The sequence below is a fragment of the Undibacterium parvum genome, assembly GCF_003955735.1.
In the GTDB taxonomy this organism is placed as follows: Bacteria; Pseudomonadota; Gammaproteobacteria; order Burkholderiales; family Burkholderiaceae_D; genus Undibacterium; species Undibacterium parvum.
In genome coordinates this window covers 812,423-837,948 of sequence record NZ_CP034464.1, presented here as the reverse complement: position 1 = coordinate 837,948, position 25,526 = coordinate 812,423, and the positions used below count along the sequence as shown (strand labels likewise).

General features: G+C 50.5%; 18 protein-coding genes and 1 pseudogene. 7 read left to right on the top strand and 12 right to left on the bottom strand.

Annotation, left to right across the window (positions count from 1 at the left end; all coding sequences use genetic code 11):
* Positions 1 to 23: 23 nt before the first annotated feature.
* Both EJN92_RS03630 and EJN92_RS03625 read right to left on the bottom strand, forming a co-directional pair.
* A complete protein-coding gene (locus EJN92_RS03630; RefSeq protein ID WP_126126573.1) occupies positions 24 to 767 on the bottom strand; it encodes a peptidylprolyl isomerase in 744 nt (247 codons plus the stop codon).
* A gap of 294 nt (positions 768 to 1,061) precedes the next feature.
* Positions 1,062 to 1,838: a ParB N-terminal domain-containing protein gene (locus tag EJN92_RS03625; protein WP_126126572.1), complete on the bottom strand. Its 777-nt coding sequence runs from the start codon at positions 1,836 to 1,838 to the stop codon at positions 1,062 to 1,064.
* Positions 1,839 to 2,317: 479 nt separating this feature from the next.
* Here EJN92_RS03625 and EJN92_RS03620 point away from each other — a divergent pair, with 479 nt between their 5' ends.
* The 7 genes from EJN92_RS03620 to EJN92_RS03590 all read left to right on the top strand — a co-directional run bounded on the left by EJN92_RS03620 (position 2,318) and on the right by EJN92_RS03590 (position 11,081).
* Complete coding sequence (locus EJN92_RS03620) at positions 2,318 to 3,046, top strand: response regulator transcription factor (RefSeq protein ID WP_126126571.1); 729 nt, start codon at positions 2,318 to 2,320, stop codon at positions 3,044 to 3,046.
* The gene (locus EJN92_RS03615) at positions 3,043 to 4,629 is read left to right on the top strand and encodes a sensor histidine kinase (protein WP_126126570.1); all 1,587 of its coding nucleotides are present in this window, start codon (positions 3,043 to 3,045) and stop codon (positions 4,627 to 4,629) included. Before EJN92_RS03620 ends, EJN92_RS03615 begins: the two co-directional genes overlap by 4 nt.
* A 37-nt stretch (positions 4,630 to 4,666) precedes the next feature.
* Positions 4,667 to 4,963, top strand: coding sequence for a DUF4212 domain-containing protein (locus EJN92_RS03610; protein ID WP_227869694.1), 297 nt, complete (start codon positions 4,667 to 4,669; stop codon positions 4,961 to 4,963).
* Positions 4,960 to 6,996 (top strand): sodium:solute symporter family protein, encoded by a 2,037-nt coding sequence (locus tag EJN92_RS03605; RefSeq protein WP_126126569.1) that lies wholly within the window; start codon positions 4,960 to 4,962, stop codon positions 6,994 to 6,996. Before EJN92_RS03610 ends, EJN92_RS03605 begins: the two co-directional genes overlap by 4 nt.
* A 291-nt stretch (positions 6,997 to 7,287) precedes the next feature.
* Positions 7,288 to 9,399, top strand: a complete 2,112-nt coding sequence (locus EJN92_RS03600; protein WP_170174862.1) for a putative bifunctional diguanylate cyclase/phosphodiesterase — start codon at positions 7,288 to 7,290, stop codon at positions 9,397 to 9,399.
* A gap of 133 nt (positions 9,400 to 9,532) precedes the next feature.
* Positions 9,533 to 9,925 carry a MerR family transcriptional regulator gene (locus EJN92_RS03595; protein WP_126126567.1) on the top strand — a complete coding sequence of 131 codons (393 nt, stop codon included), beginning with the start codon at positions 9,533 to 9,535 and terminating at the stop codon, positions 9,923 to 9,925.
* Between the two features lie 166 nt (positions 9,926 to 10,091).
* Positions 10,092 to 11,081 (top strand): aldo/keto reductase, encoded by a 990-nt coding sequence (locus tag EJN92_RS03590; protein WP_126129755.1) that lies wholly within the window; start codon positions 10,092 to 10,094, stop codon positions 11,079 to 11,081.
* Positions 11,082 to 11,531: 450 nt separating this feature from the next.
* Here the strand turns inward: EJN92_RS03590 and EJN92_RS03585 are convergent, their stop codons facing one another.
* The 10 genes and pseudogenes from EJN92_RS03585 to EJN92_RS03540 form a co-directional block, all read right to left on the bottom strand.
* Complete coding sequence (locus EJN92_RS03585; protein WP_126126566.1) at positions 11,532 to 12,050, bottom strand: hypothetical protein; 519 nt, start codon at positions 12,048 to 12,050, stop codon at positions 11,532 to 11,534.
* 9 nt (positions 12,051 to 12,059) lie between these two features.
* Positions 12,060 to 13,004, bottom strand: a complete 945-nt coding sequence (locus EJN92_RS03580; RefSeq protein WP_126126565.1) for a hypothetical protein — start codon at positions 13,002 to 13,004, stop codon at positions 12,060 to 12,062.
* A gap of 90 nt (positions 13,005 to 13,094) precedes the next feature.
* The gene (locus EJN92_RS03575; RefSeq protein ID WP_126126564.1) at positions 13,095 to 13,376 is read right to left on the bottom strand and encodes a hypothetical protein; all 282 of its coding nucleotides are present in this window, start codon (positions 13,374 to 13,376) and stop codon (positions 13,095 to 13,097) included.
* Between the two features lie 490 nt (positions 13,377 to 13,866).
* Positions 13,867 to 15,404: pseudogene (locus tag EJN92_RS03570) on the bottom strand (IS3 family transposase).
* 869 nt (positions 15,405 to 16,273) lie between these two features.
* Positions 16,274 to 17,640 (bottom strand): IS3 family transposase gene (locus EJN92_RS03565; RefSeq protein ID WP_227869693.1). Its coding sequence is split into 2 segments (ribosomal slippage): positions 16,274 to 17,157 and positions 17,157 to 17,640, totalling 1,368 coding nucleotides; the frame shifts between segments, so codons are not numbered across the junction.
* A 332-nt stretch (positions 17,641 to 17,972) separates the two neighbouring features.
* Positions 17,973 to 19,661: an ABC transporter ATP-binding protein gene (locus EJN92_RS03560; protein ID WP_126126563.1), complete on the bottom strand. Its 1,689-nt coding sequence runs from the start codon at positions 19,659 to 19,661 to the stop codon at positions 17,973 to 17,975.
* Positions 19,662 to 19,670: 9 nt separating this feature from the next.
* Entirely contained in the window at positions 19,671 to 20,774 is a 1,104-nt protein-coding gene (locus EJN92_RS03555; RefSeq protein ID WP_126126562.1) for an ABC transporter permease, read from the bottom strand.
* Between the two features lie 9 nt (positions 20,775 to 20,783).
* Positions 20,784 to 21,722 (bottom strand): ABC transporter permease, encoded by a 939-nt coding sequence (locus EJN92_RS03550; RefSeq protein ID WP_126126561.1) that lies wholly within the window; start codon positions 21,720 to 21,722, stop codon positions 20,784 to 20,786.
* 64 nt (positions 21,723 to 21,786) lie between these two features.
* Positions 21,787 to 23,595, bottom strand: a complete 1,809-nt coding sequence (locus tag EJN92_RS03545; RefSeq protein ID WP_126126560.1) for an ABC transporter substrate-binding protein — start codon at positions 23,593 to 23,595, stop codon at positions 21,787 to 21,789.
* Between the two features lie 80 nt (positions 23,596 to 23,675).
* Positions 23,676 to 25,469, bottom strand: coding sequence for an ABC transporter substrate-binding protein (locus EJN92_RS03540; protein ID WP_126126559.1), 1,794 nt, complete (start codon positions 25,467 to 25,469; stop codon positions 23,676 to 23,678).
* Between the last annotated feature and the right edge of the window lie 57 nt (positions 25,470 to 25,526).

The window sequence follows — 25,526 nt, the reverse complement described above, 5'->3', positions numbered from 1 at the left end:
TTTTTTAAGGGTATTTTTGCTACTTAAAAAGCCGGGAATTGATAGCCTTCTACTTTGGCTGCTGCCAATAATTTTGCCAGATAAGCGTGAGTGGCTTTGCGGCCGGCCATATCAGTCAAGAACTCTTGCAATCTTTCTTTTACGTCGTCGTAGCTGACCGCTTCGCCGCCTTCACGTTCTGTGACTTGAATGATGTGATAACCAAATTGCGTTTCTATCAAACCGGGAGCGATCGCGCCTGGGGCGGTGCTAAACACTGCAGTCTCGAATTCAGGAACCATCTGGCCACGGCCAAACTTACCTAAGGCGCCGCCTTCTTTACCCGATGGGCAAGTGGAATGCTCACGCGCCAGACTAGCGAAGTGACTAGGATTTGCCTGTACTTGCTCCAACACACCTTCGGCTTTTGCCTTGACTAAGCCAGCGCTGGCATCGTCATTGATGGAAAACAAGATGTGGCTAGCTGCTGCCATTTCGCCTTGCTGAAAATTGGCAGGGTTTTGATCGTAGAAGGCGCGGCAGGTGGCTTCGTCTGCATCTTCAAAATCAACCTCTTGATCGAGCAGGGTGCCAACGGTTTCTTCATCGCTGGCAGTACTGATGCCCAAGCGTGCTGCTTCATCGAGCATGAGCTTGCGCAAAATAAGTTCCTGGATGGCGCCATCGCGCAGCTCATCGCCTTCAGGCTGGCCGGCGGCGACTGCATGGGCGATTTCTGTGGCGATATTGGCTTCGCTGATTTCAGTGCCGTTGACGCTAATTACCATGGGAAGTTTCCTATCTATGTTTGAGGTTAGTGTGAGTGTGGAACATCTTTAATTTTTACTAATTTTGCCAACTACATGAAACAAACTGGGTAAATCATGAAAATCTCGCACCCAATTATGGGCGAAAACTAATTTTTCAAGAGTAGGACTTACGCAAAATCAGTCCAGCGTTGTTGCACTGGCCTTGCCGTACTAGGTTACTGTCTTCGGCAGCGCAGCTAGCTGGAGCGATTTTGCGTAAGTCCTAAAGAGTTCAGCGTAATTTGCCTCACTCACTTTAATTTAAGCCCTAATTTACGCCGCTTCGCGTGCGGCTTTGAGTGCCAGGGTTAATTCTGCTACCTGGGCTTTGAGTGAGTTATTTTCAGCGACCAGAGATGCCATTTTTTCATCCGCTGCACTGAGTGGCGCTGCTGGTTTCTCTTCACGTGGTTTGCTGCTTTGATTGGCGGCGCGCATTTCACGTACTTGCTTGGCCGCTTGTTGTAATTCTTTTCTACCGCCAGCCACGGCCGCCACTTGTTGCTCGCTAGGCAGTGAAGCCACTGTAGCTGCGGCATTGATGGAGATGGTGCCGGAGCGCACCGCTGCGACTAATTCTGGGGTTGCGGCGCGCTGAATTTTTTCTATCTGGTTGATGGCATTACTACTGATGCCGGCAATTTTTGCCACTTCTTCGCGCGTCTGTTTAGGCGCGACTTCGACAGCCGGACTCTCAGCCGAAGCAGGTTCTTCGTTTTGCTTGAGGCGGGCTGCGACGATTTCTTTTTTGCGCAAGGCCAGCACGCCGCGTTGAAAGTCCGAGACGCTGCGGCGCGCCAGGTGATTATCTATCATCCACAGCATCACATCTTCTATGCTGGTGAAGCGGGTATTTTGTACGGTCTTAAATTCTATCCCGTGTTTCTGGCAAATCGCATACCGATTATGTCCGTCGATTAAGACTTCGCCCCACAGCACCAGTGCATCACGGCAACCTTCGGTCTGTATGCTGCGCTCCAAGGCCTGATACTCGTTGAGCGTTAAGGGATCGATGTAAGCGCGTAGCTCTTCGTTGATGATGATAGTCATGGTTTTCTATGGTGGCGTGCGCTGGCAGTGCTGACAGTGCTGACAGTTGCCAGTATACCTTGGATGCAAATTTGAGAGACGCTATCCTAACGAGGCTGCAGTGCAGATGCAAGCGCTTTACCGGAAGATGGTGCGATTTTCCCAATTTTTTTGGCAGCAGGCCCAGCGCGCATATTCCATGCGGCTGTGCAGGCATGCCGGGCTGTAGGGCGCATGGAATATGCGGCTTGGGGCAGGTGCTGGTGAAATTATTCAAAATGCGACAAAAGTCGCGGGATAGTGCGCTCAGTCATGAATATTTATCACTTATGCCATTTGCGCATGAGGAAACCTGCAATTTGCTAGTAAACTAGAAAACTAGAAGTAATGCTCGGTGTCTGTTATTGCTTGTTAGTGCACTTCTGACAGCCAGGATTAAGCCGGGCAAGCATCTTGATTTAGTTCAAAACCTTACATGGCTAGGCCGGAAGATTACCCCCATGCGTATTTTGCTCGCGGAAGACGATAGCGTACTTGCAGATGGTTTGACCCGTTCGCTGAGGCAATCTGGTTATGCCACCGATTGCGTGAACAATGGACAGGAAGCCGACACCGCGCTGTCCACCCAAGATTTTGATTTACTGATACTCGATCTGGGTTTGCCTAAATTAAGTGGGCTAGAAGTGTTGCGCCGCTTGCGAGCGCGTAATTCGCATTTGCCGGTTTTAATCTTGACGGCCGCCGATTCGGTAGAGCAGCGCGTTAAGGGTCTGGATCTGGGGGCCGACGATTACATGGCCAAACCTTTCGCCTTGTCGGAACTAGAAGCGCGCGTGCGTGCCTTGACGCGGCGTGGCGCCGGTGGTGGCCCGGCGCTGATCACACATGGCCCGCTAACCTATGATCAGGTTGGTCGTATCGCCTACATCAACGAGCAAATGCTCGATTTGTCGGCACGCGAACTTGGTTTGCTGGAGGTCTTATTGCAAAGAACCGGGCGACTCGTTTCCAAGGAGCAGTTGGTCGATCATCTGTGTGAGTGGGGCGATGAGGTCAGCAATAATGCGATCGAAGTCTATGTGCACCGCTTAAGAAAAAAAATCGAAGTCGATGGTGTGCGTATCGCGACTGTTCGTGGCCTAGGTTATTGCTTGGAAAAGATCTTTACGCCTGCGGCTAGCAGCACTCCCACTGCTTTGCCGCCAGCTGGCACTAATGAATCTTCATGACCAGCAGCAGTCACTTGGATGCGCCAGCTGCTGAGTTAAGTTTGAGCTCAGAGCGCGCTGGCGAGCCTGGCGCAGATAGCAGTGATGCGTTCGATAGTGAACACGGGCAGCCGACCGAAAAAATCCAGCGCTCCTTGTTTGGCGAAATTTTAGATTGGATGCTGGTGCCGCTGCTGCTGCTGTGGCCTATGAGTATCGCCATTACTTATCTGGTCGCCAAGGCGATCGCCAATCAACCGTTTGACCGCGCACTCGAGGATAGGGTGCTGGTTTTGTCGCAACAAGTGCGCCAGGTCGATGCCAAAGTAGTGGCGCAATTGTCTCATCCTGCGCGCGATATTCTCAGAGCCGACGATCTAGATCATGTGTACTATCAAATCAAAGGTTATCAGGGCGAACTGATAGACGGCGACCGTGAACTGGCTCTGCCGGTCGATGAGGAAAGGCCTAGCCCTGGCAATATTGTGTTTCGCAACGATAAACTGCATGGCATCGAGATACGCGTCGCGTATAGCTATATCGACCTCAATCGCGCTAGCCCCAGCAATCCTGTGACCACCAATTTCGAGCCGCGTCTGGCCTTGATACAGGTGGGAGAAACTTTGGAAAAACGCGCGGTGCTGGCTAATGAGATCATCAAGGGTGTGATCTTGCCGCAGTTTATTATTTTGCCAGTGGCGCTGGCGCTGGTCTGGTTTGCCCTGAGCCGCGGTCTGTCGCCGCTGGCTGAATTGCAGCAACGCATACGCGACCGCAAGCCAGACGATCTCAGCCCTATCGATTCGCATCAGGTGCCGGAAGAAATTAGCCCTTTGGTGCGCTCATTAAATGAGATGCTGGCGCGGCTCTCATCGACGATCGCGATACAGAAGCGCTTTATCGCCGATGCCGCGCATCAGATGAAGACGCCGCTGGCCGGTATGCGCATGCAATCAGAATTGGCACTACGCCAAACCGATCAGGAAGAAATTCACCGCTCCTTGCTGCAATTGTCCAAGAGTTCAGAGGCCGCGACTCGCCTGATCAATCAATTATTAAGTCTGGCGCGCGCCGAAAACGCCGCTCCCGCCACCCAGGCGCTGGAGTTGATCGCGCTTTCCGATCTGGCGCGTACTACCGTGCAAGACTGGATCCCCGCCTCATTTTCTAGCCGGATTGATCTCGGCTTTGAGCAGGCGGATGAAGCGATCCATATATTTGGCAATGCGCTGATGCTGCGTGAACTCTTGAGTAATTTGATCGATAACGCGATCCGCTATACGCCGCAAGGGCATAGTGTGACCGTCAGAACTGCACTCAATAATGATCAGGCACTGGCGATACTTGAAGTGGAAGACAACGGCCCGGGCATACCGGAGAGCGAACGCGAACATGTGTTTGAGCGCTTCTACCGCATCCTAGGCAGCAATGTTCAGGGTAGCGGCTTAGGCCTGTCGATAGTGCGTGAGATCGCGCAGCAACACGAGGCGCAGATAGAGATACTCAGCAATCCTCACAGTCAAGATCCGCAGTTTCCCGGATGTATTTTTAGAGTGTCGTTTCGATTAAACCCGCATGCCAGTCTGGGTGATGACGTGACTTAAAGCCTAATTGGGCACAGCAATTAAGTAGGATATAGACGTGAATAAAGAACCTAGTACTAGCACTAATACGTATTGGCGGCAAACCCGGCACTTGACCATGGGCTTATTGCTCACTTGGTTGCTCTTGAGTTTCGGCATCTTGTTCTTTGCCCGTGAATTAAATGGCCTTCGATTCTTTGGCTGGTCATTTTCTTTTTACATGGCGGCACAGGGACTGACATTGATGTACGTGCTGATACTGGCGATCTTCTCTTACCAATCGCACCGGATTAGCGCTAGACAAAAAACGCTGGCACAACTTGCTGCCACCCATACGCAGTCAGAGTCAGTATGAGCGAACGCGCATTTAGCAAACGGCTGACGACTTATTATGGGGTCTACACCTTACTGTTTATCGCCTTTCTGATCAGTCTGACAGTATTAGAAAAAGAGGGTGTGCCACGGGCTTGGATAGGTTATTTATTCATGTTCGTTACCATCATTTTGTATGCAGGTATCGGTGTCATGAGCCGCACTTCGGATATCTCAGAATATTATGTGGCGGGGCGACGCGTGCCTGCGATCTTTAATGGCATGGCGACCGCCGCTGATTGGATGTCGGCCGCCAGTTTCCTGAGCCTGGCGGGAGGCTTGTACTTACAGGGCTTCGATGGCCTCGCTTACATCATAGGCTGGACTGGTGGTTTCTGTTTGGTGGCGCTGCTGATCGCACCGTATATACGCAAATTCGGTCAATACAGTATTCCGGATTTTTTAGGGACGCGTTTTGCCGGTCCTTACGGCAGCAATATAGTGCGGGTGCTAGCCGTGATTGCGACTGTGATTATTTCTTTCACTTATGTCGTGGCGCAAATTTACGGGGTGGGTTTGATCACTTCACGGTTCACTGGGGTAGATTTTTCAGTCGGCATATTTTTGGGGCTTGCCAGTATTTTGGTCTGCTCTTTTTTGGGCGGCATGCGCGCCGTGACCTGGACCCAAGTGGCGCAATATATCGTCATCATCATCGCTTACATGATTCCGGTCACCTGGCTTTCTATTAAGCATACCCAAGTGCCTGTACCGCAAGTGGCGTATGGCGAGATCGTGCCGAAGTTAGAATTTTTTGAGAAAATTTTTGCCCAGGAACCAAAAGAGCAAGAAGTCAGGCGCATCTTTAAACAGCGCGCCGATGCTTATCAAGTCAGAATTAATCAATTGCCAGCATCGTGGGAAGCCGGTCGCTTTGAGTTGCGTCAGCATTTAGATGAGCTGAAATCTGGCAATGCCACGCTGATACAGATCAAGGCCGCCAGTAAGGCATTGGCCAATTACCCTAAGTCGCCGCAAGAAGCGCAAGCGGTGTGGTTGGAGGCTAAAAATGCTAATCTGGCGCGCGCTGAGCCCGTCGCATCGCAATACACGCCGTATGCGGCAAAAACGGTGGCAGAATCCGATATCAAACGAAATAATTTCATGGCCTTGGTATTTTGTCTGATGGTGGGCACCGCCGCCTTACCGCATATTTTAGTGCGCTACTACACCACACCATCGGTGAGCGAGAGCCGTGACTCGGTGTTTTGGTCACTGTTTTTCATCATGCTGCTGTATATCAGTATCCCGGCATTGGCGATCCTGGTGAAGTACGATATTTATACTTCGCTAGTGGGCATGGATTTTTCTAAGTTGCCTTCGTGGGTGACCTATTGGGCCAGCATAGATAGAAATAATCCACTGGTAAATATTGTCGACATTAATCATGACGGCATCGTGCAATTGGCCGAAATTGCACTCGACGCTGACATCGTGGTCTTGGCCACGCCCGAGATCGCCGGTTTGCCCTATGTGATTTCCGGCCTGGTGGCGGCCGGTGGCTTAGCAGCAGCCCTATCGACCGCAGACGGCTTGCTGTTGACGATTTCTAACTCGCTCTCGCACGACATCTATTACAAGATGGTCGACCCCAGCGCATCGACCCAGAAGCGGGTCACCATCTCAAAATTATTATTATTGGTGGTGGCCTTGGTGGCGGCGTACGTCGCCTCGCTTAAGCCAGCCGATATTTTGTCACTTGTTGGTGCAGCGTTTTCTTTAGCGGCTTCCACACTTTTTCCTGCACTGGTTTTGGGCATTTTTTGGAAGCGTGCCAATCAAGCTGGTGCGATAGTCGGTATCATCACTGGTTTTGCTGTCTGTGTGTTCTATATGCTCAGTACCCACCCCTTATTTGGTGGTAACGCGAATAATCAGTGGTGGCATATAGCGTCGATCTCGGCCGGCGTGTTCGGCGTGCCTTGCGGCTTTATATCTATGCTGGTGGTGAGTCTCTTGACCCCCGCACCGGATGCCAGAACGCTAGCCTTGGTCGATTACCTTCGAGAGCCCTAGTGCGCTGAACACCCCGCCACGGCGCATATCCCATGCGGCTTACAGCCCAGGCAGGCCCAAGACCCGCATGGAATATGCGGGCTGGGCTAGCGCCTAGTTTGAAAACCACGTCCGGGCTTAAATCTTACTATTTTCTACAGTTTTCACCCACTGTCGCTACGGGCTGGCGTATAGTGGGCAAGTGTTTTTAATGGTCCGCCATGGTTTTTCGCGACCATGGGTTTCTTGCTCAATAGAACTAATGGAGCTGCTTTTTATGCCCACTCCAGTGTCCTCACCAAGTATGCCGCTATGACCACCATCATCGATAGACTGAGTATTTTTTTTCGTTTGCGCCGCATCGGTGTGCGGCTGGCGCTGAGCTATGCCTTGCTGCTGGGGATATTTGTGGTGGTGGCCAGCATCAGCGTGGCGCAGATACGCAAAATGGCTGATCTGAGCGATAAATTCGCCCGTAACGACATGCAGCGCCTGCTCAATGTGCAGGCGCTAAGCCTCTCTACCGAAGGTGCTAGCAATGCTTTATTGCTGTTATTGACTGCGGCGCGTACCCAGCGCGAATCTGAGTACGCCGCGGTGGATGAAAAAAATCGCCAGATCGATACTTTGATTACGGCGCTCGCCAAGTCTTTTGAGGATGATCAGCAAAAGCAAACCCTGCAAGCTTTGGTGCAATGCCGCGCGCAATATCAACGCGGTTTTTTTACGACGGTAGATCAATTGGAAGATGAGGGCCCGGAAGCGGCTAAACGTACGTTTGTCAAAGACGTGCAGCCGGCCTTGTCGGCTTTACTGTCGGAGTCAAATTCTTTGCTGGCCCGTGAGCGCCTCAGCATACAAGCCCATCAGCTGCAAGCGCAGCAAGATCTCGAGCGTACCGGCCGCATCATCAGTCTGTTGGCGCTGTTGGCGGTCTTGGTCGCCGCGGTGCTGGCCTGGCTGACTACCCGCAGTGTGGTGCGGCCTTTGGCACGCATGGAAAGCAGTGCCTTACTCATTGCCGGTGGCGATTATGCCGCCCGCGTACCGCCCACTAAAACCGAAGAAGTGGCACGTGTCGGCCACGCCTTAAACACCATGGCAATCGCGATTGCCGCCAGAGAGCACGAGATCGCGCATCTGGCGTATTACGATGCTTTAACCGATCTGCCCAATCGCACCCAGTTAGTGAACCAGTGCGAGCAAGGGCCTATGCCATATAAAGCCTTGATACTGATGGATCTGGCGCGCATCAAGATCGTCAACGAAACCCTGGGTTTTGATACCGGCGACACCGTGATCAAGCAGACCGGCTTACGCATCGCCGAGGTTTTAAATCAAGATACGGGGCTGAGCAGCGCCCACGCCAGTTTGTATCGCTTATCCGGAAATTGTTTTGCGATTTTATGTAGCGCGCCGGAACGCCAACAGCTAGAGAGTTTTAAAGATGCAGTACAGGCAGCCCTGGTCGAGCCTATCCGTTGCGGCCCACATACGGTCGATGTCAGCCTGGTGTTTGGGATTGCCGCTTCCGGCGAAGTGGCCTTGCCAGTGGTGACCTTATTACGCAATGCCGAAATTGCCTTGTACGCGGCCAAACGTAGCGGCAATAGCGTGGCCTGGTATAGCGATGCGCAAGAAGCTTCGCGTTTGAGTCATTTAAGTCTTTTGTCGGATTTGCGTTCGGCCGTTAAGGCATCCGAATTGCAGATGTGGCTGCAACCAAAATTCGCTCTGGCCACTGGTGTGGCGTATGGCTTCGAGGCGTTGGTACGCTGGCAGCATCCGCAGCGCGGCTTTATTTCTCCAGCCGAGTTTGTGCCGTTTGCCGAGAGCACCGGCTACATAGGCATGATCACGCAATGGATGCTGGAGACTGCCTTAAGTACTTTAGCCGCATGGCAAACCCAATACCCCGATTTGAGCATTGCGGTGAACGTCAGCACCCATGATTTACGCGACCCCAATTTTGCCGAACGCGTCAGTGCACTGATGCAGCAGTATGGGGTCAAGCCCGCCTTATTAAAACTCGAAATCACCGAGAGCGGCATCATGGAAGACCCGAGTGCCGCCATCGCCTTGCTGCATCGCTTGCACGACACCGGGATTGCCCTATCGATAGACGATTTTGGTACCGGCTATTCATCGCTGTCTTACCTGCAAAGACTGCCAGTCAGCGAGCTTAAGATAGACCGCAGTTTTGTGATCGATATCGATCAACATCCAGCCACCCAGAGGTTGGTAAAAACCATCATAGAGTTGGGCCATGGTCTGGATTTAAGCGTGATCGCCGAGGGCATAGAAACCCAGGCCGAGCGCGACACTTTGCTCGCACTGGGCTGCGATGCCATGCAAGGCTATTTCGCCAGCCGCCCGCTGCACGGGCAGGGTTTGCAAAATTGGTTGGATCAGCTCGACACTTAAGTTTTTTGTCAGCCCCGGCATCGCGTAATGGTTTTTAATACTTTTCAATTAAACTCGCGAGATTAAACTCGTGAAATTAAACTGCCACTTTGCGCTTGACTTAGAGCGCACTCTAACAAATACACTGCTTGCCATGACCACTTCTCTGACGATACAACAAGCGGCAGCTGCTACCGGCCTGCCTGTCCACACGCTACGCTATTACGAGCGGATAGGTTTGATCGATGCGGTGCCACGTCAGGACAATAGCCACCGACGCTACCGCGAGGAAGATATTCTGTGGATAGAGTTTTTGCTGAAAATGCGCTCTACCGGTTTGCCGGTCAAGCAAATGCTGCGCTACGCCGCACTGCGCAGGCTAGGCAATCATCAGGAAAGTGTGTCTGAGCGCAAGGCGATGCTGGAGCAGCATACCTTGTCATTGGAAGTGAGGCTGGCAGAACTGCAGGGCAATTTGCAGGTGATGTATAAAAAAATTGCCATGTACGCAGCCATGGAGGCGAGTTTTAAATCTCCGCCGGGCTAGGGCCGCTAAGCCCACTTCATCTTTTGAGTGATGTTATCGACCAAGGATGATGAGCATGAATACGAACATGAGTACGAACATGAGCACGAACACGAACACGAACATGAGCCCGATCAATACCAGCAATATCAGCAGTTCTGACAAAAACGTTACGGCTAGTGCAGCCATGCCGCAACGCCAGTTAGGCCGCAACGGCCCGATGGTGTCAGCCATAGGTTTAGGCTGCATGGGCATGAGCGACTTTTATGAAAATCGTGACGACGCCGAATCGCTCGCCACCATAGCTAGGGCGCTAGAGTTGGGCATCAATCTGCTCGACACGGCCGATATGTATGGCCCCTACACCAATGAAGAGTTAATCGCCAAAGCCATCAAGGGCAAACGCAGCCAGGTCTTTATCTCGACTAAATTTGGCATCGTGCGTAACAGTGCCGATCCGCATGCGCGTGGTGTGGATGGCAGTCCTAAGTATGTGCGGCAAGCGGTCGAAGGCAGTCTGCAAAGGTTGGGAATAGAGACCATCGATCTGTATTATCAACACAGAATAGACCCGCAAACACCGATAGAAGACACCGTAGGCGCGCTGGCCGATCTGGTTGCCGCAGGCAAGATCCGCTACATCGGTCTGTCCGAAGCGTCGTCGCACACCCTGGAGCGTGCGCATCAGGCGCATCCCATCACGGCCTTGCAAAGTGAATACTCTCTGTGGAGCCGCGATCCCGAGCAAGATGTATTGGCCACTTGCCGCCGCTTAGGCGTAGGCTTTGTGCCTTACAGTCCGCTCGGTCGCGGTTTTTTAACCGGCGCGATACAGAGCCCCGAGCAATTCGCCGCCGATGATTTTCGCCGGCATCAGCCCAGGTTTCAGGGCGAGAACTTTGCGATGAACCTGGCGCTGGTAGAAAAAGTGGCAGAATTAGCCGCCCGCAAAGCCTGCACCCGCGGGCAACTGGCATTGGCCTGGGTGCTGGCGCAAGGCGACGATATCGTGCCTATCCCTGGCACCAAGCGGCGCAGCTATCTGGAAGAAAACCTAGCGGCGCTGCAAGTGCGCTTAAGCGTTGCTGAGCTAGCCGAACTGGAAAATATTTTCCCGCTAGGAGCCGCCAGCGGTACCCGCTACGCCGAAGCGAGCATGCAGATGCTAAATCGCTGAACTTGCTTGGACCTTGCTTAGACCTTGGTTTGAACTTGCAAGAGGGCGGGTGGCCTGGTTTGCCAAGGCCGCCCGCGTAGGCGCGATCGCCCTTGGGGAATGGGGGGGCAGCTGACGATGGGATAAATCGTCAGCTGCATCAGCAAACGCAGGATGCGGCAGCCTACGAATTCTGCCAAGCACCCCCGCCAACGCGCATATTCCATGCGGGTTTCAAGGCAATGTGCTTGAAGAAGCGCATGGAATATGCGCGGTAGCCGTGCCTGGGTTTCAGAAAATTAATTCGCCGCGAGATTTAGATGTTGCTGCTTTTTTTGGGGCTGCATACGGCGCGATGGATGGAGGTCATTACGTCTTGCCGTATTGAGGTTTAACGAAGAATTGAGCGGCGCGCGTCAGCGCGTCCGGCGGAACGAAGTGAAGCGAACTCGAATGACCTGTTATGCTTTTTTAAAGCACCCTATGAAATATATGATCATGCACATCATATAGATAAACTTCACCAAACCTAGGATCTTTAGCTTTAATAGCCTCTTCAATTTTCTTCTTTTCAGAGGTAGCCAAATCTTTAGCGCTAGAAAATGGATTCATAATACCAACCAATAAAATACCGCTTCCAGACTGTTTGTATACATTCCCTATCGAATCTTTGTCGTATTTTTTAACAATAACGCTTTCTAATATTGAGCTAAATCGCTCATCAGGGTCGATACAGAATCGCTTTTCTTTGGGAACAGACTTATGTGGTTTATCATCAGAAACATGCGTTGTAATGCTCTCTGCAAGCTCAGGGCTAAAGAAAGCATCTGTTATTTCAATCCAGCTTGGATTACCATTTATGGTGATAATTGCATCAGGTGGTTCTGGCTTACTGATGACATCAATAACATTACCAAAAGAAGCGCTGTACCTCTTAAAGCTATCAATTACTGAGTCTTCATGCGCATTCTTAATTTCATTTCTATTCATAGCACAGACTCAGAACGGAATCTCATCAAAATCGTTTGTAGCATTACCTTCACTCCAAAATACAGTTTTTATTTCATCAACATCATCTCGCATAATACTTAAATTATCGATCAGGTATGCTTGAGTTTGCGCATTATTAACCATGAAATACTTTCCATTTTTTCGATATGCTTTAAACGTGTAAATGTATTGAGTGGAATACCTCTCTGTGGTAGAGAAAACATTTTTCAAGCCAGCTTCGGCAAAGTGTTTAGATATGGCTTGTGCAACATAGTTCAGTCTTTCCATCATGCCCGCTTGGAGGGTAAACATTGTGTATGAATCTGAATCATCAAATGCAACAAATAGCTCTATATGCTCACCTTCAGATTGACCTGAAAAAACAAAATTAACTACTTTCCCATCAAGTTTTTCATCACCATCTTTATCTCTAACAAATAAATGATCTGCTTCAGAATTGAGATAAACCACCTTGTTGTTACGAACGATGGCTAAAATATCGACTTCTGCTTCTTCTAGTCTCATTCCTCCGCTGACTTCCAGGTTTTCTTCTACTGTATTGCTTTGTATTAACTTCTCACCACTCTCTTCAATAACGTCATCAGTTCCTTCGAACTGCGCATAGTTTAATAGCTCAAAGAAACTCATTACATTGTCCCAATCAACAACATGACAGTTATTTATTCGAGGAAGCACAAAATCAGTAAATGTTGAATCAAACCTTTCTCTACTTTTGATTATTTGATAATCACATCTTGCATCTTCAATACATCTGGCCACCTCAAGCAGATCTCTATCTGGAGAGAGCAGACCATTATTCCCCATATTGATTACCCTCTGTGCCTTCGCTAACAAAGCTTGTTCTTCACCAGTAAAAAGAAGCCTACTTTTTTGAGCCCGCCTAGCTTTTAATATTCCTATTGGAATGGCGAGCACAACAACGATTGGAATCATGATTATATTAACAATCATGCCAATTAATTTTCCTATCAATCTAGCCACCGCTTTTTCCGTTTACAGGTTAATTTTCGAATGTTCTATTTTTTATTCCATACAACCAGCTAGGGAAACAAAGCGATCAAAAAAAATCAGAAATTTATTTTTCGTTTTAATCAGTGTTGCCGCATTTTGGTTATCTAGGCACTGAACCATGAACTTAGCGCTACCCCCTGTTGACGCGAAATGTTGTCCAGAGAATTGGCTAAAGTGATGTTTTGCACCGCAAACGCAATCATATGGGGCGCCATCATAAAGAGAGAAGTCTCGATTGTGGAAAAGTGGCGTTCCGGCAGCCTTCTCGAATTCTTCCTTATTGAGTAATTTCATAATTTTCTCCAATGTCTCAAAAATGCATAACGAATAGCGTTTATCCGCCGCACCGGAACGCAAAAATAAGATCCGCGACCTGCTTGCGGCGGATAAACCTTGTTGGACTGAACCGCCTGTGTGTCGGTCACACTGGGGATTGTAAGCACTTGTGCGCGGGGTCACGTTGTGCGCGGGGTCAGGTCTTTCGTTGACGTATTTTATTCTAATTCAACTCGGTAAGGCGTAATCGGCTTCAACTATTACGCCGTAGGCGATCTCAAAACAGGCAAGGCCACTGCGCATATTCCATGCGCTTCTTCAAGCACATAGGCCCGCGAGCCGCATGGGATATGCGTGCTGGCGGCATGCTGTTTTTGGTTTGCTGCGGCTTGGTCGTGTCGGTATTCTTGTCGTTGTTGGGCGATTGCCGACCGGGGGTAGCCCGGTAGCTACTTACTTTTCTTGCTTCCGGTGTGTGTCAAGCTAGTTGTCGCTTTAATGTTTAAAATTAAGCTGCTTTCATATAATCTTTCTCTTGCATCTGAGCTCGTTCAGGATTCAAGTAGACAGTACTGCCTAATGTCCAATCTCTCGTTTCTCCAGACCAGCGTCGAGGATTTTTTTTACGGGCTAGTTGATAGACCTGTGCACGCTGCTGAAGTAACACACTTGCTTGCCCACGATGGCGCTGATCTGGAGTGACGTATTTCAAGCCGCTATGGCAATGTTCTTCGTTATACCATTTGACGAATTCATGTACCCAGAGACGCGCTTCTTCCAAGGTGTCGAATGGCCGTTCTGGCCACTGCGGGCAATACTTCGCAGTACGAAATAATGCTTCGGCGTAGGCGTTATCGTTGCTGACACGTGGTCGGCTAAAAGACGGAACCACACCAAGATCGTACATGGCGGAGAGCATGTTCGCCCCTTTCATAGCCGTGCCATTGTCGGAATGCAGCACCAGTGGTTTGCCGGCTATTTGTTCACGCAAACAACCGCGCCACAACAAGTGACTGGCATGTTCTGACGATTCGTTTTCATGCACTTCATTGACCACCAGCTTACGGCTATAGATGTCTTTCATCATGTACCAATAAAAGAATCTACCCTTGACCGTGCTTGGTAGCCAGGTGATATCCCAGCACCACACTTGGTTAGGTCCATCTGCTTGATGCGTTGTCAATGGCCGTTTCTGCGGGCTCTTACTTCGCCCCCTTCGCTGTCCTTGATTAGCTGCTTTCATGACGCGGTAAAATGTCGATTCCGATGCCAGATAAATTCCTTTGTCGGCCAACTTGGGAACAATCTGATGCGGCGTCATGCTGGCGTATTCGGCGCAGTTAGCTGCTGCCAACAATGCCTCACGTTCTGCTTGATTGAGCTTATTTGCAGGACACTGATGCATGGTATCAGGCCGCCGATCTTGTGGTGAATGCCGCCACCGCTGTAGGGTGCGCACACTCAACCCCAGCATGTCGCAAGCAAGGTCTTGGCGCGCGCCAGCGGCAACCGCTTCATTAATCAATGTCAGGGCTTCAAGGCGATCTGGGGCTTTGATCATTCGTCCTTTTCCTTCCCCCAGATCGCCTCGGCTTTTTTTCTTAAAACAAGCAGCGCCGCCGACTCTGCCAACTCAGCATCTTTCTTTTTTAAGGCGCGTTCCAGTTCGCCAATGCGTTTTGTCTGTGAGGCATCTGGTTTAGTCTGCACCAATTGTCCATTGGTCTGCTCGCAGGCTAAACGCCATTGCGTCACTTGTTCTGGATAGACGCCTTTGGTTCTGCAATACACCGATAGCTCTACTTCACTTAGTGCTGCAGCCTCTAGCACGATGCGAAATTTGTCCGTGCTGGACCAGCGATCACTTTGTTTACCATCTCCAGGCACAATTCTTCCTTCCTCACGCGCCACGTTCTGCCAAACACGTAGCGTCACTGTAGTAATTCCCGTGGCCTTTGCTAATTCCACCACTGCTCGGTTTAACGGGGGCATCATTTGTTGAACCGCCCATTCCCTTTGTTCTGCTGTATATCGAATACGTTTCATCTTACCCTGACTTCCGCCCTCCATCTTTTTATCATATTAAGTGAGGCGACATCTATCCTGACATGGAGGGCTTCGCCAAGAAGAGTAAGCAAAAGAAGGCGACGTAAAGTCGCTGCCCTTCGGGTGCCCAATTATGCAGGTCGTAAAATGGGAAAAGTTCGAAACTCGCCTGCGGCTCAAACACGAACCTTTCTGATCCATTTTCCGCCCCGCACAATTGGCAGCGCCACATGCGAATTCTAGTCAAAAGCCAAATCAAAAGCAGAGTCAAAAGCCGATTCAAAACCCAAGTCAAAACCCAGGTCAAAAGCAGCACCGGATTGCCGTAGCTCGGAGCAAACGTAGGGTGCGCCATGCGCACCGCTTATGTCTCGGCTTACAAATATTTTCTTGTTGTTTCTGTCTATCCATTGGTGCGCACGGCGCACCCTACTTTAGTTCGGTAGGTGCGATTAGCAAGGCGTAATCGCACGCACATCGCTATACCGTAGCGGTTTTTAAAACCGACCCGACCTTCACGCATATTCTATGCGGCTCGCAGCCCGGATACTTGAAGAAGCGCATGGAATATGCGCTGTGGCAGGGCGGGGTGGCGGCAAATAGAATTCCATTTAGCGCAGCATGCGTACGATTACGCTGCGCTAATCGTACCTACATGAGCTTACGGAGAAGCGGCCGCCGCACTACGGATGTGTTGACGTTCGCTTTCCGCATGTGGCGCTGCCGCTTGTGCTGGGCAGAAAATGGATTAGAAAGGTTCGTGTTTGAGCGTAGCGAGTTTCGAACTTTTCCCATTTTTTGACCTGCACAGGCGGGTACCCGAAGGGCAGCGACTGAACTGACCCCATAAAGTTGGACAGGGAAATTGCTTATGCCATAGAGGCTTGAGTTCGGTATTGCACCGGACTCAAGCCGTTTAGTTTCAACTTAATACGATCGTGATTATAGTACTGAATATAGGCTACCAAACCATTCTGAAGTTCCTCTACAGTCGTAAATTTATTTAAATAAAAATACTCGGTTTTTAGCACCGCGAAAAAACTCTCCATCGCTGCGTTATCTAAACAATTTCCCTTTCGCGACATGCTTTGCTCCACCTGATTTTGTTCAAGCAGGCGTTGGTAGGCGGGCATGCGATATTGCCAGCCCTGATCCGAATGGAGTATCAATTTATCTTTAACTTTCAGCCTAGCCAATGCCTTCTTGAGCATCTTGCTGACCATCTCAAAGACAGGTCGCTTTGACGTCTCAAAGGCAATAATTTCTCCGTTATATAAATCCATCACCGGTGAGAGATATAGTTTTTCTCCGGCGACCTTGAACTCAGTGACGTCCGTTACCCATTTTTGATTTGCCTCCTGTGCATCAAATTGACGCTGCAAAATATTCGGTGCAGCACGTCCCACATCGCCCTTGTACGAGCGGTATTTTTTGATTCTGACCAGTGACTTCAATCCCAATTCCTGCATAAGCCGCTGTATGGTTTTGTGATTCACAAACGTGCCCAATTGCTGAAGTGCCGCAGTGATGCGGCGATAGCCATAACGTCCCTGATGGCGCTCGTACAGCGTGTGGATACTCTTCTTTAAATCCGTATACTTATCCCTCACCAGCTGCGCTTTCTGCTGATAATAAAATGTACTGCGTGCCAGACCAGCCAGCGCGAGCAGGTCTGTGATGGGGTATTGCTGCCTTAGTTCTTGCACTATCTGCGCTTTTTGATCGATGCTGTTTGCGCTTGTTGCTGAACTAAGGCTTTCAACTTTTTTAGGTAGGCGTTCTCCATGCGCAGGTACTTTACCTCGGCCAGTAAATCCTCATGGGTTCGCTGGTCTTCTACGTCAATGGATGCGGGTGGTTTTTTAGTTGTGTCCGTTGTCATGATCTTGGGTGGTGCAGATTTGCGTGGAGTAAGGGCCTCAATGCCGCCGCTATCATAATGCTGTTCCCAGATGCGAAGACGACCTGGACCACGAATATCGAACAAGAGCTCCGTTTGAGTGTAAGAGAGCTGATGCTTCCACATGTGTTGCAAGACAGAGAGCTTAAACTGCGCGTCGTAATGACTGTACTTTTTATCTAGACCGTCTGCGCCACGCAAACGATACATGGCAACCCATCTGGCCAACACTGAATGTGCCAGATCGTAGCATTTTGCGACATCTTTTAAACCAGCCGCCCCCGTTAAATAGTGTTCAACAACGGATACTTTGAATTGCTTTGTGTACTTACTCATGAAATACCCCAATAGTTTGGATTGATGTCCAACTTTATGGGGTCAGTTCAGACTTTGCGTCGCCTTCTTTTGCTTCCTTTTCTTGGCGAAGCAAGAAAAGGGAGTAGCCGCCGGTCTACCACCGGCCAGCAATCGCACAACAACGACAGAATTAAAAACAAGACCAGAACAACAGCACACAAAAACACCACCAAGCCAACGCGCATATTCCATGCGGCTCACAGCCCTATATGCTTGAAGAAACGCATGGAATATGCGCGCTGGGCTTGCCTGCTTTTGAAAATGCTAGACCAGCAGACCGGCAAGATCAGCGCAATTTGCCAGTCTGCCCCTCAATGCTGCAAACCGCGTGGTATCGCTTTGAGTAGGGTCTTGGTGTAGGCGTGTTGCGGATTGCGATATAGTTCATCCGAGTTGGCCAGTTCTACCACTTTTCCCTGATTCATCACCATGACCTGGTCGGCGATGTATTTGACCACGGCCAGATCATGCGAGATGAAGATATACGAGAGGCCAAATTCTTCCTGTAAATCCTGCAGCAGATTGAGTACCTGGGCCTGCACCGAAACGTCCAGCGCCGACACCGATTCATCGCAGATCAGTACTTCTGGTTGCATGGTCAGGCAGCGGGCAATCGCGATACGCTGGCGCTGGCCGCCAGAGAACTCATGCGGATAACGCTTGAAGGCAGCGGCTGGTAAATTCACCTTGTCTAACAGCGCGTAGGCCAGTTTGGCGCGTTCGCCGTCGTTACTCCCTATGCCGTGGATTTGCATCGGTTCCATCAGGATCTGGCCCACCGTAAAGCGCGGATTGAGCGAGGCGTAGGGGTTTTGAAAAATAATCTGTATGCGGCGCTTGTAGGGGAGAAAATCTTTATTCGACATAGATAAAATATCTTTGCCCTCAAAAATCGCCTGGCCGCTGGTGGCCTGATGCAAGCGCATCAGTGTCAAGCCCACCGTGGTCTTGCCTGAGCCAGATTCTCCGACCACCCCCAGCGTTTTGCCGCGCGCCAGTTTGAACGACACATTCTCTACCGCACGAAATTCCTTCTTGCCAAACAGACCGACCCGGGTATAAAAACTTTTGCCCAGATTATTCACTTCCAGCACGGTTTTTTCATCGCCTTGCAGACCGCGTGCTCTTTGTTTTTGCTCCAGGCCTGTCGCCTGCTGCTGCATAAAATCATCGATTACAGGCAAGCGCCACGGGCGGCTATCTAAACTGGGGCGGCAATGTAGCAGGGCTTGCGTGTAACTGTCTTTGGGCTGCTCAAAGATTTGCCTGACAGCGCCGGCTTCGCGGATCTCTCCATGGCGCATGACGATGACCTGATCGGCGATTTCTCCCACCAGTGCCAGATCGTGGGTGATGAACAGCACCGACATTTTGTGCTTGATACGCAGCGCTTCGATTAAGTCGATAATCTGTTTTTGTATGGTGACGTCGAGTGCGGTAGTGGGTTCATCGGCGATCAGTAATTTTGGTTCGCAGGCGATCGCCATGGCGATCATCACACGCTGCTGCTGGCCGCCCGACATCTGGCTGGGATAGGCGTCGATTTTACTGGCAGGGTCGGGGATGCCGACTTCTTCCAGTAAGGCCAGGCTGCGCGCGCGCGCCTGTTTGGCGTTCATGCCCATGTGCAGGCGTAACACTTCTGCGATCTGGAAACCGACGGTAAATACCGGATTGAGCGAACTCATGGGTTCCTGGAAAATCATGGAAATGTCTTTGCCGCATAGCTGACGTCGTTGCTCCATACTCATTTTCAGCAGGCTTTTGCCTTCAAACAGGATCTGGCTGTCGGGCGCGATGCTGGAGGTATCGGCCGGTAATAATCCCATGATCGCCAGCGAACTGACCGACTTACCACTACCCGACTCACCCACCAGTGCCACGGTGCTGTTATACGGAATCTCAAACGAGATCCCTTTGACTGTCTCTACGCTGTCTTTTTTATTGATGCGGAAAGACACGCGCAGATTCTCTACCTTTAATAATGCATCTGTTGTCATGATCTGTCCTTATTTCAGCTTAGGGTCGAGCGCATCGCGCAGTGCATCGGTAAACAGCGAGAAGGCGGTCACCAAGACTGCCATGGCAGCAGTGGCCGCCGTCAATTGCCACCATTTACCGAGTATCAATTCGTTCTGCGCCTCATTGAGCATACTGCCCCATGAGACCACGCCCACCGGCACGCCAAAACCTAAGAAACTTAAGATCACTTCAGACTTGATAAAGCCCACCACCAGGATAGAAACCTGCACCAATGCCACGTGGCTGATGTTGGGGAAAATATGGATGAACATCTTGCGGAAATGCGAAGCGCCGATGGCGTCTGCCGCCCACACATATTCACGCGACTTGTGTTTCATGTATTCGGCACGTATCAGGCGGAAAGGGCCGGTCCAGCCGGTGAAGGCCAGGATCAGGATAATCGTTGTGATGCCTTTTTGTTGCAACACTGCAGCGACCGACAAGATCAATAACAAGTAAGGGATGGAGGTGAAGATGCTGTAAAACCAGTTGAACAAATCATCAACGCGGCCACCAAAATAGCCTGAGAAAGCACCGAATAAAGTACCCAGCAAGGTCGCCAAAAACGCCGCCACTAAACCCACGACGATAGAGGTTTCTGCACCCTTGATGGTTTTCTTGATGATGTCGTGCCCCCATTTGTCGGCGCCGAAGGGCAGGGTGCTGAGACGCTCGGCCACGCTGGCTTTGCCGGTTTTCGCCGGCTCGGTATAAATCTCGCTCATTTCTTTGGCCAGAGGATCGGTGATCCCATAGCTATCGACGATCACCGGGATGTCGGTATTGGCGGTCTTACGCAATTGGCGCAGGATATCGGCCAAAGGGTCGAGCGGATTCTCTGGTAGCGGTTCGGTCGCTTGTGCTTCTACTGCAGCGCTGGCATCGGCACCGATAAAGCTTGGTGGCGCGTAACTGAGGGCTGTTTCTTGCTCCCAATCCGCGGCGATTAAGCCAGCACCGGACAGTAGTAGTATCAGCATGAAGGAGCTGACGATGGCTAAGGCAATCATGGCGACACTATCGGCGCGCAGACGGCGCCAGGCCAGTGCCCACAGACCGGGAGAAACATTATTGTCTGATGCAGAATTCATGGGCTATCCTTATTTCAAAGTGACGCGCGGATCGACGGCCTGATACATCAGGTCAGTCAATAAATTAAACAGCATGGTGGCTGCGGCGACGTACACGGTAATGGCTTTAATCACGGGGAAATCACTACGCTCCACCGCTAAAATGACTTCTCTGCCTATGCCTGGTATAGAGAAAAAGCGTTCGATCAGGAAGGCCCCGATCAGTAGTGAGGGCAGATTGGACATGACGTGGGTGATGATGGGGATAGCGGCGTTACGCAAGACATGGACCCATTTCACGCGGTGTTCAGAGACGCCTTTGGCGCGCGCAGTACGGACATAATCCTGATTGACTTCGTCCAATACGAAGGTACGGAATAGACGCAGGTTAGGGGCCACGCCAACTGCCATCGCGATCAGTATCGGCAGCACTGAATATTTGAATAAATTCTCGGCGAAATTATTGCCCCAGCCCTGCACCGGAAACAGGCCCAGTTTATAGGCGAAAAAATATTGGCCGACGATAATGTAGACCAGTATGCTGACGGACATGCCGACGGTGCAGGCGATCATCACACTGCGATCGGTGAAGCTGCCGCGCTTGAAGGCAATCGCCAGTGCCAACGCAATCGCAATCGCGGTTTCTATGATCGTCAACGGTATCAAGACCGTCAACGATGGGCCGAGGCGGTTGCCTATGATGGAAGAAACCGCTTCGCCGGTGCTCCAGCTATTGCCGAAATCAAAGCTCACGATTTGTTTAATGAAGATCCACAGTTGCACATAATAAGGCTGGTCTATTCCCAACTGGCTACGGATATTGGCGATCTGTTCGGCGTTGGACATCTTGCCGGCCAGAATATAGGCAGGATCGCCGCCTACCCAGTTAAACAGGAAAAATACCAGTAAGATCACTCCCAGCATTGTGGGGGCCATCTGCCATAAGCGGCGCAGGATATAGGCGGTCATGAAGGGCTCTTTAAGGTTTTAATTAATCTAAATTTTTGACTTAAGCTGTTAATAAATGCGGCGCTCATTGTTTATCCTTAGCGACATCAAAATACATCCATTCACCGTAAATGATGGGGTGCTTCTTGTAGCCTATGACTTTGGCTTGCGAGAGCATATTTTTGTAGCGAGAAAAACCGACTCTTTGAGCCGCGTTGAACTCCATGATGCGTGCCATCTTGCGATATAAAACATCGCGTTCGGCACCCGCCGGCATGGTTTGGGTTTTGACATAAAGCGCATCAAATTCCGGGATACGTACGCAGCCATTATTGTTCGCGCCTATATTGCCGCCGTAAAACAATTGCATAAAATTGTCGCCATCCGGGTAGTCTGCGATCCAGGGAGCGTTGCGGGTCTGCAGCTGGCAACTTTTTTCTGCTTTCAATAGTTCCGAAAACTGCAGCAGATCCTCTTTCATTTTGATGCCGATAGAGTCATAGGTTTTTTTCCAGACCTCGGTTTGCATTTTCCCTACCGGGCCAGAGCGCGCCGAATAACGTATTTCTAAGGGCTTGCCGTCGGGCAGATGACGCCAGCCGTTCTTGCCGCGGGCGTAGCCAAATTTATCCAGCAGGGCATTGGCCGCTGCCGGGTTATAGTGAATGCTGCTCTTGTAATTGGGATCGTGTCCGACCACACCAGGGGGAATCGGGAAGTCTAAGGCTAGCGCATTGCCGTTATAGACCAGTGCAATCTCTTCTTCGACGTTATGCGCCATTGCCACGGCGCGCCGTAAGGCGATTTTTTCTTTGCTCAGACCGCCCCAGACCGGATCTTGCATATTCCAGTAATAGGTAGTGACTTCTGGTTCGGTGATGCGCGAGAGTTGTATGCCTTTCTTTTCCAGCGCTGGTTTTAACTTGTCTTTATCCAGGGCTTGCGGAGCGAGTGGGCCTTCGAGTTCGAACATGTCGACCTCACCGTTCTGAAAGGCCAACCAGCGCGACTGATCTTCTATCATTACGCTGATTTCTATCCTGCCGATTTGCGGCATGCGCTTGCCCTTCATCGCGGCCATGATTTTTTGATCCTCCGGGCTGTTGCTGCCCTGATGATTCCAGATGTCTCCACGGTAATCAGGGTTGGCCAGCAAGACAATTTTTGAACCGCGCACCCATTCGTTCAAGGCCAGCATGTAAGCACCGGTACCGACAGGATTCGACATCACTTGACCTTGCGTGTCCTGATATTTTTCTATCACTTCGCGCGCGACCGCTCCGGTAGGGTTGTGCGCCAGGATCAGCCCCAGATTAAAATCAGGTTCATTCAAATGTATGCGCAGCGTGTATTTATCGACCAGTTCCAGCCCTGCAATTTTTGTGTCGTAATCGAATTTATTGGTTTTTTTTGCCTGCTCCGCGAGCTTGTCGAGGCCGATAATTTTTCCTGCGAACAGCCACGAATGTGAGGATGCCAGACGCGGGTCTAATAGCCGCTTGAAGGTGTAGATATAGTCCGCCATCGTCAGCTCACGCGGTTTGCCTTTGAAGGCTGCGTCGGGGGTGAAGTAAATCCCTTTTTTGAGCTTGATGGTGTAAGTCTTATGATCAGCCGAGACCTCGGGCAGGGCGACTGCCGTTCTGGTTACCAGTTTGGCCGGATTGGCTAGGTAGTCGTAGCTGTAAAGCGGCTCAAAAATCGCGTAATTGACGCCGTTAGAATACTGATCGCGCGCCGCGCCTGGGTCGAAGCCAGTTTCGGCTACGTTAAATACCCATTTGAGTACCTTATCGGGATCAGCCGGGCTACTTGCATAGGCCGGGGCTAGTGGCACGCTGAGGGCGAGGGCCAGCCAGATAAAGAGCTTGCCTGTCTTCATTTTTGACTTCATGTTGTAGATGCTTTCGGACAAATTCAGGAAACCGCAAGAGCGGTGTTTTACAGATGCGCTGCAAGGGTAAATTGCTAGGTCTAATGTTTCTCGACGTCGATATAGGCCCAGTCGGAATGAAGTATGGGGTGTTTCTTGTAACCCTTGATCCATGGACGTATCAGCCAACTGCGTATCCGCGAACTGTGTAAGGCCCAGGGCGTATCGGCTTCCATCTGGCGGTTCATTTGCTCGTAGACTTTATTACGCTCTTCGCCCAAAGGCAGCGAGATGGCATTTCTATATAAAGCATCGTAAGCGGCAGATTCATAGCAGGCATGATTGCCTTGACCCGCCTTGGGGCCGTACAGTAGTTGCATGAAGTTCTCACCGTCTGGAAAATCCGCCATCCAGGAACCGCCCCACATCGATAATTTACAGGCTGAAGCCGCTTTGAGATTGTCGGCGAAATTACCGGTCGCAAACTCTATGCGCACGCCTAGTTGATCCATGCCGCGTTTAAGGATCTCGGCCTGCACTTTTCTATCGGAAACCGGTTCTATGGTTTTTTTGATTAACAGCGGCGAACCGTCAGGCAAGTTGCGATAACCATCCGCGCCACGCTTATAAGAAAAATGATCAAGAAGCTTATTGGCCAGTTGTATGTCGTAGCCTACGCTACTGCGATAGTTCTTATCGTGCCCGACCACGCCCGCCGGTATCATAGATTCGGCCTTGACTGCTTGACCCAAACGCATTTGCGCGATTTCATCGGCATTGTTATATACCATCGCGATGGCGCGCCGCAGGGCGATTTTCTCTTTACTATAACCACCGATCACCGGATCGTGCATATTGAACATGGTGTAGGTAATGCCGGCGTCGGTTACTCTATCCATTTTGATGCCTTGGGCGGCAAAGCTAGGTTTGAGCTTGTCGCCATCGAGTACCGTGGGCGCTGCGATCTGCGGCATTTTATCGATGTCGAGTTGTTGATCCTGAAATGCCAGCCAACGCGATTGTTCCTCCTCAATAATACTAATTTCTACTCTGCCCACCTGCGGCATGTTTTTACCCTTCATATCTTTCACCAGCTGATCATCCCAGGCCGTGCCTGAGGATTTAAAATCCCAGACGTAGCCACGGTAGGCGGGATTCGCAATCAAGACAATTTTATGGCGCGGGGCATATTTCTCTATCATGTAGGGGCCGGTTCCGACTGGATGCAGGCCGCTCTGCTCGCCATACATTTCTATAACTTCCTGTACCACTGCGCCAAAAGCACCGTAAGCGACGACATATAAAAAGTTATAGTCTGTGGCTTTTAGTTCAATTCTTAAGGTGTATTTGTCGATCGCAGTCAAACCTGCAATGGGGTGTTTGTAATCGAATTTTCCGGTCTTTTTAGCCTTGTTTTGTAGCTCTTCCATGCCTAAGATTTTGCCGTCAATAAAACTGGCATTGGGCGAGCGATTGACCGGATCTAATAAACGTTTAAAGGAGTAGACATAATCCTCTGCCACCAGTTCTCGCTTATTCCCCTTAAAGGCGGCATCGCTGGAGAAATAAATACCGGGGATAATTTTGAAGATAAAAACTTTTCCACCTTCGCTTATTTCCGGCATGCTTACTACCGTTTTCGGCACCAGTTTGGCTGGTCTGGCCAGGTAGTCATAGCTGAGTAAGGTTTCATTAATTACTTCGCTGACCCACCCTGAGTAAAAATTTTGGGTCTTGGCCATATCGAAGCCATCATCGGCGGCCTCAAAAGCCTGACGAACTAGCTTACTTGGGTCGGCCGGATTTGTTGCCAGCGATGGGAGACTGCAAGTTAGTGCAACTGCAAGCAAGGCGAGGGCGAGTTTTAGTTGTCTTAGTATTTTTGAAAATTTCATTTTTGAATATGCTATTGTCGGATTTTCGAAACCCTAAAAGAGCAGTAACCATAGCGT